The following is a 12,980-nucleotide window of genomic DNA, read 5'->3' on the forward strand; positions in this document are numbered from 1 at the left end:
CTTTTTTCATCAATCCGTTAGGATTCATGAGGCAGTTTTACTCGTTGTTCAGTTTTCAAAGAGCAATCTTTTCTTTCTCGCCGTCCGCGCGTTTCTCTCGGCCGGAATTAGAATATACCATGTACAAGCCTAGAAGGTCAAGCGTTTTTTGAAAATTTTCTTCATTTCTTATTATAAATGCTATTTCCCTTGTAATTCACGCCATACCTTCTTGTTGCTATACTGCCGATCGGAGCTTATATCTTTGCCGAACCATTCGGGCGCTGCAAAAGCATTCGCAATCTCTTCCGATTCAAATTCCACCTCAAGAACAGCAAGCTTGATTTGATCGTAAATGTCGATTTCAACGATTCTGCCGTCCCACTCGGCCGTTATCCGGTTTTTCGTCAGCGGCACGAATCCAAAAGCGTTGACTACCTGCTCATAGATGCTCTCCGAAATCGAATATTCGATTTCCTCGCGCGAGAGTCCGTTGCCAAGCTTAAACGTATGCGTAAAGGCCACCTCGCCGCTGGCAAGATCAACAATTCTTCTGACGCGCAGCTCCTGCGACTCATCCATAGCCAAATAGGTTTGCTCGATACGCTGCTCCGACAGCACCTTCAGCTTCTCCTCATGTATAACAACGCTTGGTGTGTCAGCGAGCAAAAATTTCCTTTCGATTTCCAGTGACATGTTCTTACCCCCTTCCTTGTTATTCCTCGGGATAGGCCATTAAAATCGGTGAAGGCGTCGAAATAATAAACTGTGAGTTTTCCCTCACCAGCTGATTAATCCGAGAGAGCATGGTCATTTGCCGAGAAGGGCTCCTCTTTCCTCATTCCTCTCGTCCCCTCTCTCGCTTAAACCATTTACCCGTTATCCGCTAACCGCAGCATTTTTTGAATTTCTTCCCGCTCCTGCATGGACATGGATCGTTACGTCCGACTTTTGTCTTCGTTTGAATATGGATGACATCCGCTTGCTTTGGCGCAGTATTCAGCAGGACATTCGCACGGGCTCTTTTTGCTGACAACTCTTCAGGGGAATAACCTTTGATCGCCCATTGTCTCGTACTATTCATCAGCGGCACCAATAAATCCGTTAACTCTGCCATCATCTCCAAACTTGGCAGTTCAATGAATTCCTGAGCCAGTTCCATTAACGAGCCAAGTGAATCCCCGTTTTTCGTCGCGTCTACACACTCCTGAACAAAAAGATCAGCTTCCTCGTGATCCATTTCATAACGATTAAGAACATAACGGACCAGGTTTACATAGTGCCTGTTGCGCTCGTAATAATCTGGCTCTCCAGCCTTCAGAAGCTCCTGCTTCGTGAAAGGACGAAAGTCTAGCCCCTGTCTAAGAGACCTTTCCTTTAGGATAAAAGCCGGATTCACCGCACGGTAGTCGGTTAGCCAGCCATGCTCACGGATCTCGATCTGTTCGTAATAGTACGAAGCGTCATACAAAATATTCATCATATCAAACTGAGCAAGCGGATGATCGCCTTCCGTTATAAGAAATGAAGTTAAGTCATCAAAGGACAACGTTCCATAATAGTTGAGCAAGCCTCGAGTCATCCGAATCCATTCCGTGTTTCTTGATAAGATGGTATGGTCTTGAAAAAGTTCTCCATCTCTAAACAACTCTACAAGTCCGGAAGGCATAATTGCTACCCTCTTCCCTTTGAGTTTGCCGGGGAACAGAATACCGCGTTCTCTAAAATATTCATACTGATGGATCTCGAGCAATGGCTTGTCCCAGAGTCCGCCGTTCTTCGCTATTTTCTGAACGAGCTTCATTCGATCATGGTCCCAGCAGCGCGTCGTAAGCTGAAGGTACTCAGGTATCCTCTCAGCTAACTTTTCCACAAGCCCCTGCTTATTAAGCGTGCTAAGGTTGCTTATTTCCAAATTCATTCGAATGCTCGTTAGCTGCTGCTTCGTCAGTGTGCTCAGCGCATCCGCCAAAGATAGCGGGTAAGGCAGCGCTGGCCAAAACTTATCCGTTGCTTGATCCTGCTTTTTGTTCATATCAGTCTCCTACGTTAACTTAATCGTACATGCGTTTCTATTATTATAAGTATACCTAAAAAAAACATGCAGTTTCAAAGGTAACAAAAAATGACGGTGGAATCAAACAAAAATAGAAGAGCCTCGTGATCCGTTACGATTCACGCATGAAACAAGGAATCGTTATAGCGTAAAGCACTATCCTATTTTCATTAAACAATCATTTAGAATTAATACAAATAATATTGCTTTTTGCTAGGAAAACGGTAACATATGAAGTGTGACGCAAGTAAAAAAATCTAATGAGGTGATTCTGTTATGAGTACTGAGAAAAACAAACTTACAACTAGTTGGGGTGCTCCGGTTGGAGATAACCAAAACTCGATGACAGCTGGCTCACGCGGTCCTACTTTGATCCAAGACGTACACCTGTTAGAAAAATTAGCCCACTTCAATAGAGAACGTGTTCCTGAGCGTGTTGTTCACGCGAAAGGCGCAGGCGCGCACGGTTATTTCCAGGTTACGAATGATCTAACGCAATACACAAAAGCAAACTTTTTATCAGAGGTAGGCAAGCGTACTCCGATGTTTATTCGTTTCTCGACGGTTGCTGGAGAGCTCGGCTCTGCTGATACGGTTCGCGACCCTCGCGGATTTGCGGTTAAGTTCTACACTGAGGAAGGAAACTATGATCTTGTAGGCAATAACACGCCTGTATTCTTTATTCGCGATGCCATTAAATTTCCGGACTTCATTCATACACAGAAGCGTCATCCGCAAACGCACTTGAAAAACCCGAACGCGATATGGGATTTCTGGTCTTTATCGCCTGAATCCCTGCATCAGGTAACGATTCTTATGTCGGATCGCGGTATTCCTGCAACGCTCAGACATATGCACGGCTTCGGCAGCCATACGTTCAAATGGGTGAACGCGGAAGGTCAAGCGGTTTGGGTAAAATACCATTTCAAAACCGAGCAAGGCGTTAAAAACCTGACCAATGAGGTTGCTGCCAAAATTGCCGGAGAAAACCCTGACTACCATACCGAAGATTTGTTCAACGCTATCGAAAAAGGCGACTTCCCGGCATGGAAGCTGTACGTTCAAATTATGCCGATCGAGGACGCCAATACGTATCGCTTCGATCCGTTCGATGTGACGAAGGTATGGTCGCAGAAGGATTATCCGCTCATCGAGGTTGGCCGCATGGTGCTCGATCGCAATCCTGAGAATTACTTCGCTGAGGTTGAGCAAGCGACGTTCTCCCCAGGCTCGTTCGTACCTGGCATTGAGGCTTCTCCTGACAAAATGCTTCAGGGCCGACTATTCGCGTACTCCGATGCTCATCGCTACCGGGTTGGCGCGAACCACAATCAGCTGCCGATCAACCGTCCAGTCGCTCCGGTGAATAATCATCAGCGTGACGGTCAAATGCGTGCGGACGGCAATGGCGGTGCATCGCTGTACTATGAGCCTAATAGTTACGGCGGACCAACAGAATCACCAGAAAACAAGCCTGCTCCATTTGAGGTGTCAGGCAATGCGGACAGCGTTGCTTTTGATCATCATGACCACTATACGCAAGCAGGCGATCTCTATCGTCTCCTGAGTGAAGAGGAACGCGCACGCCTTGTCGAAACGATTGTCGGCGCTATGAAGCCGGTTGAGAAAGACGAAATCAAGCTTCGTCAAATCGGCCACTTCTACAAAGCGGATCCGGAATACGGACAACGCGTAGCCGAAGGACTTGGCTTGTCGGTCTCGCAGCAAGCCTAATTGCACTTATAAACGTATACCTTAAAATGTGGCTGTCGAAACTACTTCGACAGCCATCTTGATTTTTCAGACTACATACAAAGCTTATGCTTGAATAAGGAGCTCATGGTTTTGGAAACGAACGAACAACAAGCAACGCTTACATTCATGCAGGGAGTCAGAGATTGCATCCCTACTCTCCTTGGTTATATCGGTATCGGAATTGCTGCAGGAATCGTCGGCACCTCGGCCAAGCTCAGCGTATTGGAAATCGGCCTATTGTCAGCTTTGGTCTATGCGGGCGCGTCCCAGTTCATCATTTGCGCGATGCTGATTGCAATGAGTCCGCCTTCCGCTATTATTGCAACGACGTTTATCGTAAATCTTCGGCATTTTTTGATGAGCGCGGCTCTTGCCCCCTACTTCTCGAACTACTCACTGCTGCGCAACATTGGAATTGGAGCGCTTCTCACAGATGAATCATTCGGTGTCGCTTCACTTCGAACCTCCCGCGGCTTGCCGATTAACGACCGCTGGATGAACGGCTTAAATGTGACGGCATATGTAACCTGGATCGTTTCCTGTATGGCAGGCGGATGGCTTGGCAGCTGGATTGTCGATCCCGCCGTATTCGGCTTAGATTTTGCCCTTACCGCCATGTTCATAGCCCTGCTCGTGCTGCAGCTTGTCGCTTTGCCAGCATCAAAGCTGAAGCACTATATATTTTTAATCGCCTGCACGATTCTATCGGTATACGTACTGTCCTTTTTCTTCTCTATCTATATGTCCGTGCTTCTAGCTACCATCATTTGCGCGGCTATCGGGGCGGTCACGGAGAAATGAAGATCGAGCTACCGGTACTGCTGATTATTTTGGGCTGCGCGCTTGTCACCATTATCCCTCGGATCGTTCCATTCGCGGTCATTCGCAATTTGAATTTTCCTCGGCCTTTATTGAAGTGGCTCACCTATATTCCGGTATGCCTGCTAACAGCTCTTATCGTGCAGGGTGTGATTCATAAGACAGACTCCCTGCCTACAGTAGAGTGGCGCAGCCTCCTGATTTTAATCCCTACTCTAGTGACAGCTTTAAAGACCAAGAGCCTATTGCTTACCGTCCTTGTCGGCATCGTCTCTGCCGCTCTCGTTCGATTCCTTTTCTAAAAAAAACCGAAGCATGCGTCGCCAGCTGTCCAATTGTAACGGGCCCGCCCTTGTGTTCAATCAAATTTATAAGTCCAGAAACGTTCCGTTCCGAACCGCTCTTGGATTTCTCGATCCTCTACCTTCTTGCTGCCCAGTAATTCAGCGGCTTGAAACTGCGAGCGATGAGCGAAGATGGATGCCATTTTTTGCTTCAAAAATGGTTTTACATCTTGGAATACATCTGGCGGTCCTATCGCCTCTTGGTGATTTTTCGAAAAGGCTAAGCAGTGAACAAGAGGTCTCTGCTCCTTCGGCAATCTGCCAATCGTACGAATGACGGCTTCGCCTGTTGCATCGTGGTCGGGATGAACACTGTGACCGGGGTAGAAGGTAATGACAAGTGATGGCTGTAATTCTTTTATAAGCGCGCCAATCTGTTGATCCAGCTTTGCTTGATCTTCAAATTCGATCGTTTTATCATGAAAGCCCAGCATACGCAGGTCTTGAATTCCGATAGCTTGACAGGACTCTTCGAGTTCCTTTTGACGAATGTCCCGAAGCGTAACCCTGTTCGCAAATGGCGGAACGCCCATGTTCCGTCCCATTTCCCCTAGCGTTAAACAAGCATAGGTAACCTGGCCCCCATCGTGTATATGCTTGGCAAGCGTTCCTGCTGTTGTAAAAGCCTCATCATCCGGATGCGGCAGTATGACAAGAATACGTTTTTCCATTAGAATGCTCTCTCCTCTCTCATCAGAATGGCGACCGGCTCAGCTGCAAGGCAACGACCAGCTTCCCTTGACTGTCATGACCTGCCAAAATAAGTCTCATTGTGTCACTCTCATCCCAGTGGGTGAGCCCTTCTGAATAGATCCAGCCAGCCGCCGTCTTTAATCCGACACGGTAAGGCCCGCTTCCGGCAATCGATCCAAGCGTGTAACGAATAACCGCATTTGTAATGAAGTTCGCCGCTGGATGCTTGGAGCTGTCCATATGGTTGGCATAAGCTCCGGTAGTCATTTCAAGATGAATATATAAGTCTTGATCTTTAAGCGTATCGATCATATGCTGAACCTTCTGCTGATGGATAAGCTGCATCATCATTCCTCCATGTGTCCTTTTATCTAAATGAATAAAGATTGCTCTCGTACATTCATTTTATCATAAAATGAGCCAATACCCTTCTGAAAGCTTCAGTAAAGGAATTGGCTCATTGTTAAACTAATTGGCATACAAATATGATTTTATATCCTTGCCCACATATGCTTTCCATATGATCAAATTGAACGGATAGTTCCAATCGAGATCGTCCTGGTTCTTCTCGAACATTTGATGAAGCCGGTTGTTGTTAAAAATAATCGAGCCCTTCTGATCGAAGGCCACGCCGTCTACCCACAGCATACGGTCATCCGATACGAAACGCTTGAATTTGTTGTTCTCCGGTGAATACTTGCCAACCCCCTGCCCTTCCAGCATCGTATAATATACATTTCCTTTATTGTCCGCATGCATCCCATCCGTGTTTGTGCCCTTGCTGCCCCGGGCTTGAACGGCTTTATTGATCGTTTCCAGCGGCGTATTGAAGTTTCTCAGCAGTGCCGTGTCGATGGCATACAGATTGCGGCCTGTAATCGGACAATAATACAGGGTTGAACGATCGGCGGATAATGCTATGCCGTCAGAGCCTAATTTCATCGGTTGGTCCTTGAAGACCCGTCTGTAGTTGATTTCAAAAATAAACCCCGGAAAATCCTGTGTGCTTGGCTGCCGGTCGAGTACCCTCCTGAAGGTTTTCGTCTTCATGTTATAGACGATGATTCCCGCTACAACCGTTCCTCCGAAGCCTTCGCCGTTACCGGAATCGGTTATATAAGCGAAGCCGTTCTTATTGTCTACGACCACATCATTCAGAAAGGACGTACGGTACGACGCGATTTCGTTCGGGATTTTGATCGAGTCGATCAGCTTATTCGTATTCAAATCCCAAATGACCAGCTTCTGCGAACCGTCTGGTGAAGGATTATAAGCGATTTTGCCTTGATCCAAAATCCACATCCTGTTTTTCTCGTCAATCTCGTACCCTAGGATGGATTGGAGCTTGGTTACGTCACCGGCTTTATTCCACTCCCAGCTTGGAAAAGCTTCCAGCAGCGGCTTGCCGTCCTTCATGAGGATCTTGTTCATTGTTGCGGGAATGCCCTGCGCCCATCTTGGCACCGAAACGTAATAGTTCCCCTCCTTATCGACCTTAATGCCTGCAGGCATCGCCTGCTTCCAATATTGATTCGCCTCGAAATCCCGCTTCATGCTTGGATCGGCAAAGTTCCAATCCAAATGGTTCCAATGATACAGCATTTGATATTGCCCTACTTGATCTGCATGGGCTTGCGGCTCTGACCGCGCGGATGCTGTACCGCCATTCGAGGTAAAAACAAGCACCATAAGCCATACTGCAAACAAAGCTTTCATAGTAATTTTCATAGCTCAACGGAACCTCCTATTGTTTGTGGCAATAACAGTATCATGCTTTTGCATGATTACCACCATTAGGTAAGTTACCCTGTTATGAAAAGAGTATTCCTTCCGAGCAACTTTCCTACCAAAGACCCTGTTTCAACGATATAAAATGTGTTTATTAAAGATATAGGTCTCATCCCCCTCCTTGTCTGTCGAATAGACCATTTTGCTTAATAATAAGCAAGTCTAAGGTACTAGCATAATGATTGTCGTTATGTTACACTTGCTAAAAATAGTAAGTTATTTATAATTATATAGTATGATGATAAAGGCAAATTTGTCGAAAGGCAAAGACGCAAAGCCACGGGTCTAACGCTTCATGCTATGACGGCCGGGCTGCCGAGGGTAAAAGAATGCTTATGAGAAAAGCACCCTCTTTATGGGAGTGCTTTTTCTTTTCATTTTAGGAGGTGAATGCCGCAGGCTTTGAATGTTTATCTGCAAAAACCTTATACAAACATGCTCCAAAGATATTACATAATCTCGAGCAGCAATCGATGCAATTCAAAAAAAATTAGGGGGCACATCATGCGAAATTTATCAATCAGCAAAAAACTGCTAGCGGGCTTCCTAGCTGTCCTTATCTTACTAGTTGTCATTATATTAACAAATTTAATACAAATCATTTCTATTAACCGTACATATTCTGAACTCATTGATAATAGAGTCGCCAAGATGCTTCACATTAAGGATATGACTAATGCCATGAAATCACAGCAGGCCGCTCTGCGAGGTTATGCTTTATTCGGAGATGGCACTGCATTAGCCACTATAGAATATTCGCATGAAAGAGTCCAAAGCATAAGCGCTGAGCTTGCGCCAACCTTTCAATCATCCAACATGCAGGAGCTGCTGAAGCAGATAGATCAACGGGAAGCTGAATTTTATCAGTTTTCCCAAGAGATCATTTCGCTAAAAAACCAAAATATGATGTCGCAGGTTAACTCCCTTCTTGCTAATGAGGGACGTGAAATGGTAACTCTGTTTGAAGCCGTAGCTACCGCAATGGAATCCTATCAGCAAGAACAATTAGATACAGGTATTATTGAAGTAGAAAATCAAGTGCAGCAAGTCATGCGAGTTGTTATTATTCTAGGAATACTATCCATTTTACTTGGTGTTGGTATTGCTTTATTTATGGGTCGTCTCATATCCAAGCCTGTTGTTGCAGTTGCCAAAGCAGCTGAGCGAATTGCTTCTGGAGACCTTACTGGCGAAAAAATCATAATAAAAAACAATGATGAAATCGGCAAGATGGCGAGCTCATTCAATATGATGACTGCGAATCTTCGGTCCCTCATAATACAGGTGGGGACAAACGCCGAACAAGTAGCGGCCTCGTCAGAGGAATTAACAGCCAGCGCAGAGCAAACCTCTACCGCCACTGAACAAATCGCAAAAACCATGCAGGAGGTTGCCAGCGGCGTAGACATACAGGTTAAGCTTGTTAGCGATGGATTCCAGACAATCAATGAAATGTCCGTTGGATTTCAACAGATTGCAGAAAACACACAAAATGTTTCGTTCAAAGCTGCCGAAGCTTCAGAGAAAGCCATGCTAGGCAATGAATCCATTAAAACGGCTGTAGAACAAATGAATGCCATTAACGAAACGGTTAATGGGCTTTCCGAGATCGTGAAGGAGCTTGGCGGACAATCTGCAGAAATCAGTCAAATTGTTGAGGTTATAGGCGAGTTATCGGCACAAACTAATCTTTTATCGTTGAATGCTGCTATCGAAGCGGCAAGAGCTGGCGAGCATGGACGAGGTTTTGAGGTTGTCGCCACCGAGGTACGCAAGCTGTCCACGCAGTCCGCCGATTCTGCTCAAAAAATTTCTTCGCTCATCTCTGCCATTCAAGCAGGCATGGGCAAGGCCACACAATCCATGGATGCCGTTACCAGAGAAGTACATTCCGGCATTGGAATTGTGCATTCTGCCGGGCAATCCTTTGACTATATTCAGTCAGCTGTCAGCGATGTTGCTGCCGGATCCCAGGAGGTTTCCGCATCCGTTCAGCAAATGACAGCAGGAGTAGATGAAATGTCGGGCTCAATGAAGACCATCTCCGAAACTACAGAAAGCTCCGCTGCAGGAACAGAGCAGGTCTCGGCCGCAACGCAAGAGCAGCTATCGTCTATGGAGGAGATCAGCGCCGCAGCCAGCGCGCTTTCCAAAATGGCTGAGGATCTGCAGCAAAACATTAGCAGATTCAAGGTGAATTAAGCCCGCAAGCCGCAATCTTTATTTTTGTTCTCTTTTTCTTTATGTGAACATAGATTTGAGAGCAGGGTCCTGACCTTACAAGGTCAGGATCTTTTTCTTTAATAAATACATGCCAGATAAATAACGAGTGATGAGATCCATCAGAGTTTTTGACAGCCCTTTTCGTCTCTTTGCCGTCTCATCGGCTGTTAATCTGCAACGTAATAACGAACAACATATGAATGAATTATTGCAATTTGACGACGATAAGTTTAATACTATATTTAGATGTCTCATCTATTGAAATTCTTTATAAAGAATATTTATTCAATAAAAGGGAGAGCTCTTTATAAAAAAGCTTGCAGAGATTACTGGGAAATTACTGCTAACGATCGTTATTATATTTGTTCTTATTCTAATTGCATTCATAATCTATTTCGTGATCGCAGGGCTCTCAATCTCTGATCTGGAGAGCGCCTCCACAAGCCAAATGATGCTTTACGCGCAAATGATGGTTTTTACTATAGCCGCCTTCATGATGTATGCCTTCTTCGAACGCAAGCGAGGATGGCCTCTAGGATTAAAGCAGCCACGTGGAGCAATTTGGACTGTTAGAGGCTTGCTTACCGGTATTATACTCATGTCTGTCTCCTATTTACTTATCTGGTCTTTTGGAGGTATAGACTGGACATGGGTAGGCTTCTCAGTAGACGTGAATCGCTCACTGCTTGATGGTTTAATTTTATTTACATGTGTAGCCGTGTATGAGGAGATTTTCTCGCGAGGCTATGTTCAGGGCTTATTTAAGTATCATTACGGCAGCAAGGCGGCGATCATTATCAGCTCACTCTTATTCGCACTCATGCATGGCTTTAATCCAGGTACATTCGACTCGCCCTTCCCGATTATCAACCTTATGCTTGCCGGCATACTGCTTGCCGTAGCGCGTGAGGTGAGCGGCGGACTTTGGATGCCGATCGGCATTCATCTTACCTGGAACTATTTCCAGGGTAATATTTATGGCTTCAAGGTTTCCGGAACCGACCTCGTTCCATCGGTTATGGAAACGGAACTCACTGGTCCGGTCCCGCTATCGGGAGGCACCTTCGGGTTAGAAGGCAGTTTTATAACCACACTCGTTACTATCCTTGGCATTAGTGCGGTTTACTTGATTTATAAGAGGAAATATTCAGTGTAGAAAATGAACCTGCTTGTCTATGTCTTTGTAACAGGATAGAAAAAAACCGTCCGCTCCGCTTTCGCGTTGCAGACAGTTTTTATCCGTTGCTAGCTATAGGTTTTTTGACTTGCTTGGCCTGTTCTGTCAGCTGCTTACTCCCCTCCATTGGCTTAGCCTTGCCAACGAGCAGGCTAAGCGGCAGTGCGGCTGCCGCAATGATAGTAGCCACAATATAAACATCGTTAACGCTCATTGTGAAGGACATCATTTCAATATAAAGATCGTCGCTGCTTCCCGCCTTCATGAAATCAGTCGCATGAGTTAACGATCTTGAAGCTAGCATAGTCGTGAATATCGCGATCGCGAAGGAACCGAATACATTCCTTGTCCAGTTCGTAATCGCTGAAGCATGTCCAGATAACTCCGGCGAAATTTGCTCCATTGCGGCGTTGCTTGATGGCATTACGACGAGCGCGATTCCAATGTTACGAACAATCATCCACCAGATGATGTATGCATGGGATACATCGACGCTTAGCCAGCTTAGCGTCAGCGTTCCAAGTGTTAGAAGCACAATGCCGGCAGACATTAACAAGCGCGGACCTACGACATTATAAAGCTTGCCCACGACAGGCATTAGCAAAGCCATAACGAGCGATGCGGGCAGCAGAATCATCCCAGTATCCATCGCAGATACATGCTGAATTCTTTGAAGAAAGATCGGTGTCAGCAGTGTACCGGAATATAAGCTTATTGTAATGATATTAGCAAGAATGGCATTTATGGTGAATCGGAAATTTTTAAATACTCTTAATTGAAGCAAAGGAGTTTCTGTCGTTAATTCCCGCCAAATGAATAGACCCAATGCTATAACGCCCAGTACGAACAAGGTAATGACCTTCCACGAGCCCCAGCCCCAACTATGTCCTTGTCCAAGCGCAAGCAATAAGGAAGAGCTGCTCACGATAACCGTTAGAAAGCCTAGTCCGTCGAAGCTTTTTGGAACGTTCAAGCGATAATAGGGAATATACGCATATACGAATCCAATTGCGATGATGCCAATAGGGATATTCATGAGAAACAGCCAGTGCCAATTCAGGTTTTGCAGTACCCAGCCGCTAATTGTAGGGCCAAATGCGGGAGCCAGCATTGCGGACAACCCCCAAAAGGCTACTGCCATCGCTTGCCTCTCCTTCGGTATGATTTGATAAATAATCGACATTGTCGCCGGTATAATCAAACCGCTGAAAGCTCCTTGTCCCACTCGAAACAAAATTAGAGAACCTTCATTCCAAGCAGACGCGCATAAAATCGAAGTAACTGTAAATCCAATTAACGAAAATAAGTACAACCGCCTGTAGCTGAATCTTTCACCCAGATAACCAGCTATTGGCGCCGTCGTACCCATCGCGAGCATAAAGCCCGTTAACGTCCATTGCACGGAGCTCAAGGTGGTTTCAAAATGCTCCGTGAAAATTTCTAACGCCAAATTGATAGATGCCGACGCAAGCACACATAAAAATGAGCCGATAAAAATAGCAATCATAATCGGCCAAAAACGCAACTTTTGAAATTCAGCTTGGTTCATGTTGATCTACTTCACACCCTTATCGTAAAATGCTTTACTGCTTAAGTATTATATTTTAGTTCTAAAGTATTTTCAATAGTAGGTTTATAGACTTTGCTGAAAGATGACGAGATAACTGTGGCACGTAAAACACGATACGCTCTAGAATAACGAATTACGTTCAGCTGGCTCGTTTAAAATGGCATATCATTTGGATTTCATCGAATTAAACTAGCCATTTTACTAGCCATCCTCAAATTAAATTTGCAAAACTACACGAAGCAATAATTAGATTGCCCTTGATCGCCTTTGGCCATAAAAAAACAAAAAACCTATCGCATGACATGCGATAGGTCTCTCGTGCTTGGCGACGTCCTACTCTCCCAGGACCCTGCGGTCCAAGTACCATTGGCGCTGGAGGGCTTAACGGTCGTGTTCGGTATGGGAACGCGTGGTTCCCCTCCGCCATCGCCACCAAACGTAGCGTTTGCACGCTGAAAACTGGATACGAAAGAGAATGGCTGCTGAAAGCCTTTGCTGCTGTCTGCCGGATGTATGGGTCCATGCAAACTTTTTTAGGATAAGCCCTCGACCGATTAGTATTCGTCAGCTCCACAC

Annotated in this window: 11 protein-coding genes, 1 rRNA gene, 1 pseudogene and 1 riboswitch; of the genes and pseudogenes, 5 read left to right on the top strand and 8 right to left on the bottom strand. The window is 45.6% G+C overall.

Annotated elements, in window-relative coordinates:
- Nucleotides 1-180: 180 nt before the first annotated feature.
- The 3 genes and pseudogenes from ACO9K6_RS20615 to ACO9K6_RS20625 form a co-directional block, all read right to left on the bottom strand.
- Complete coding sequence (locus tag ACO9K6_RS20615) at nt 181-675, bottom strand: CYTH domain-containing protein (protein WP_424769407.1); 495 nt, start codon at nt 673-675, stop codon at nt 181-183.
- A gap of 25 nt (nt 676-700) precedes the next feature.
- Nucleotides 701-808: pseudogene (locus tag ACO9K6_RS20620) on the bottom strand (AAA family ATPase); the annotation flags it as partial.
- Between the two features lie 57 nt (nt 809-865).
- Nucleotides 866-2,014 (bottom strand): YecA family protein, encoded by a 1,149-nt coding sequence (locus tag ACO9K6_RS20625; protein WP_424769408.1) that lies wholly within the window; start codon nt 2,012-2,014, stop codon nt 866-868.
- Nucleotides 2,015-2,311: 297 nt separating this feature from the next.
- On the opposite strand from ACO9K6_RS20625, the gene katA reads away from it, so the two are divergent.
- From katA to ACO9K6_RS20640, 3 genes are all read left to right on the top strand, one after another.
- On the top strand, nt 2,312-3,769 hold the full coding sequence (katA, locus tag ACO9K6_RS20630) for a catalase KatA (protein WP_424769409.1): 1,458 nt from the start codon (nt 2,312-2,314) through the stop codon (nt 3,767-3,769).
- Nucleotides 3,770-3,874: 105 nt separating this feature from the next.
- The gene (locus ACO9K6_RS20635) at nt 3,875-4,591 is read left to right on the top strand and encodes an AzlC family ABC transporter permease (RefSeq protein ID WP_424769410.1); all 717 of its coding nucleotides are present in this window, start codon (nt 3,875-3,877) and stop codon (nt 4,589-4,591) included.
- Nucleotides 4,588-4,911, top strand: a complete 324-nt coding sequence (locus tag ACO9K6_RS20640; protein WP_424769411.1) for an AzlD domain-containing protein — start codon at nt 4,588-4,590, stop codon at nt 4,909-4,911. The genes ACO9K6_RS20635 and ACO9K6_RS20640 overlap by 4 nt, the downstream gene beginning before the upstream one ends.
- A 56-nt stretch (nt 4,912-4,967) precedes the next feature.
- Here ACO9K6_RS20640 and bshB2 read toward each other — a convergent pair whose 3' ends face one another.
- The 3 genes from bshB2 to ACO9K6_RS20655 form a co-directional block, all read right to left on the bottom strand.
- A complete protein-coding gene (gene bshB2, locus ACO9K6_RS20645; protein WP_424769412.1) occupies nt 4,968-5,624 on the bottom strand; it encodes a bacillithiol biosynthesis deacetylase BshB2 in 657 nt (218 codons plus the stop codon).
- Between the two features lie 22 nt (nt 5,625-5,646).
- Complete coding sequence (locus ACO9K6_RS20650) at nt 5,647-5,991, bottom strand: YojF family protein (RefSeq protein ID WP_424769413.1); 345 nt, start codon at nt 5,989-5,991, stop codon at nt 5,647-5,649.
- Nucleotides 5,992-6,114: 123 nt separating this feature from the next.
- The gene (locus tag ACO9K6_RS20655; protein ID WP_424769417.1) at nt 6,115-7,248 is read right to left on the bottom strand and encodes an L-dopachrome tautomerase-related protein; all 1,134 of its coding nucleotides are present in this window, start codon (nt 7,246-7,248) and stop codon (nt 6,115-6,117) included.
- A 422-nt stretch (nt 7,249-7,670) separates the two neighbouring features.
- A riboswitch (cyclic di-GMP riboswitch) is annotated at nt 7,671-7,754 on the top strand.
- 184 nt (nt 7,755-7,938) lie between these two features.
- Between ACO9K6_RS20655 and ACO9K6_RS20660 the strand changes: the two genes are divergently transcribed.
- Nucleotides 7,939-9,636: a methyl-accepting chemotaxis protein gene (locus ACO9K6_RS20660; RefSeq protein WP_424769414.1), complete on the top strand. Its 1,698-nt coding sequence runs from the start codon at nt 7,939-7,941 to the stop codon at nt 9,634-9,636.
- Between the two features lie 487 nt (nt 9,637-10,123).
- On the top strand, nt 10,124-10,813 hold the full coding sequence (locus tag ACO9K6_RS20665) for a CPBP family intramembrane glutamic endopeptidase (RefSeq protein ID WP_424769415.1): 690 nt from the start codon (nt 10,124-10,126) through the stop codon (nt 10,811-10,813).
- 79 nt (nt 10,814-10,892) lie between these two features.
- Here the strand turns inward: ACO9K6_RS20665 and ACO9K6_RS20670 are convergent, their stop codons facing one another.
- Together ACO9K6_RS20670 and rrf are read right to left on the bottom strand one after the other, a co-directional pair.
- Nucleotides 10,893-12,383, bottom strand: coding sequence for a DHA2 family efflux MFS transporter permease subunit (locus ACO9K6_RS20670; RefSeq protein ID WP_424769416.1), 1,491 nt, complete (start codon nt 12,381-12,383; stop codon nt 10,893-10,895).
- Nucleotides 12,384-12,724: 341 nt separating this feature from the next.
- Nucleotides 12,725-12,841: ribosomal RNA gene (rrf, locus tag ACO9K6_RS20675) — 5S ribosomal RNA — on the bottom strand.
- Nucleotides 12,842-12,980 lie beyond the last annotated feature (139 nt).

This window comes from Paenibacillus praedii, from assembly GCF_049725345.1.
Taxonomy (GTDB): Bacteria; Bacillota; Bacilli; order Paenibacillales; family Paenibacillaceae; genus Pristimantibacillus.

Bases quoted from the DNA above. Each gene is read 5' to 3' on its own strand.
- ACO9K6_RS20635 (WP_424769410.1), top strand. From the start codon at position 3,875: ATGGTTTTGGAAACGAACGAACAACAAGCAACGCTTACATTCATGCAG.
- ACO9K6_RS20655 (WP_424769417.1), bottom strand. From the start codon at position 7,248: ATGCTGTATCATTGGAACCATTTGGATTGGAACTTTGCCGATCCAAGC.
- bshB2 (WP_424769412.1), bottom strand. From the start codon at position 5,624: ATGGAAAAACGTATTCTTGTCATACTGCCGCATCCGGATGATGAGGCT.
- katA (WP_424769409.1), top strand. From the start codon at position 2,312: ATGAGTACTGAGAAAAACAAACTTACAACTAGTTGGGGTGCTCCGGTT.
- ACO9K6_RS20670 (WP_424769416.1), bottom strand. From the start codon at position 12,383: ATGAACCAAGCTGAATTTCAAAAGTTGCGTTTTTGGCCGATTATGATT.
- ACO9K6_RS20650 (WP_424769413.1), bottom strand. From the start codon at position 5,991: ATGCAGCTTATCCATCAGCAGAAGGTTCAGCATATGATCGATACGCTT.
- ACO9K6_RS20660 (WP_424769414.1), top strand. From the start codon at position 7,939: ATGCGAAATTTATCAATCAGCAAAAAACTGCTAGCGGGCTTCCTAGCT.
- ACO9K6_RS20665 (WP_424769415.1), top strand. From the start codon at position 10,124: ATGATGGTTTTTACTATAGCCGCCTTCATGATGTATGCCTTCTTCGAA.
- ACO9K6_RS20625 (WP_424769408.1), bottom strand. From the start codon at position 2,014: ATGAACAAAAAGCAGGATCAAGCAACGGATAAGTTTTGGCCAGCGCTG.
- ACO9K6_RS20615 (WP_424769407.1), bottom strand. From the start codon at position 675: ATGTCACTGGAAATCGAAAGGAAATTTTTGCTCGCTGACACACCAAGC.
- ACO9K6_RS20640 (WP_424769411.1), top strand. From the start codon at position 4,588: ATGAAGATCGAGCTACCGGTACTGCTGATTATTTTGGGCTGCGCGCTT.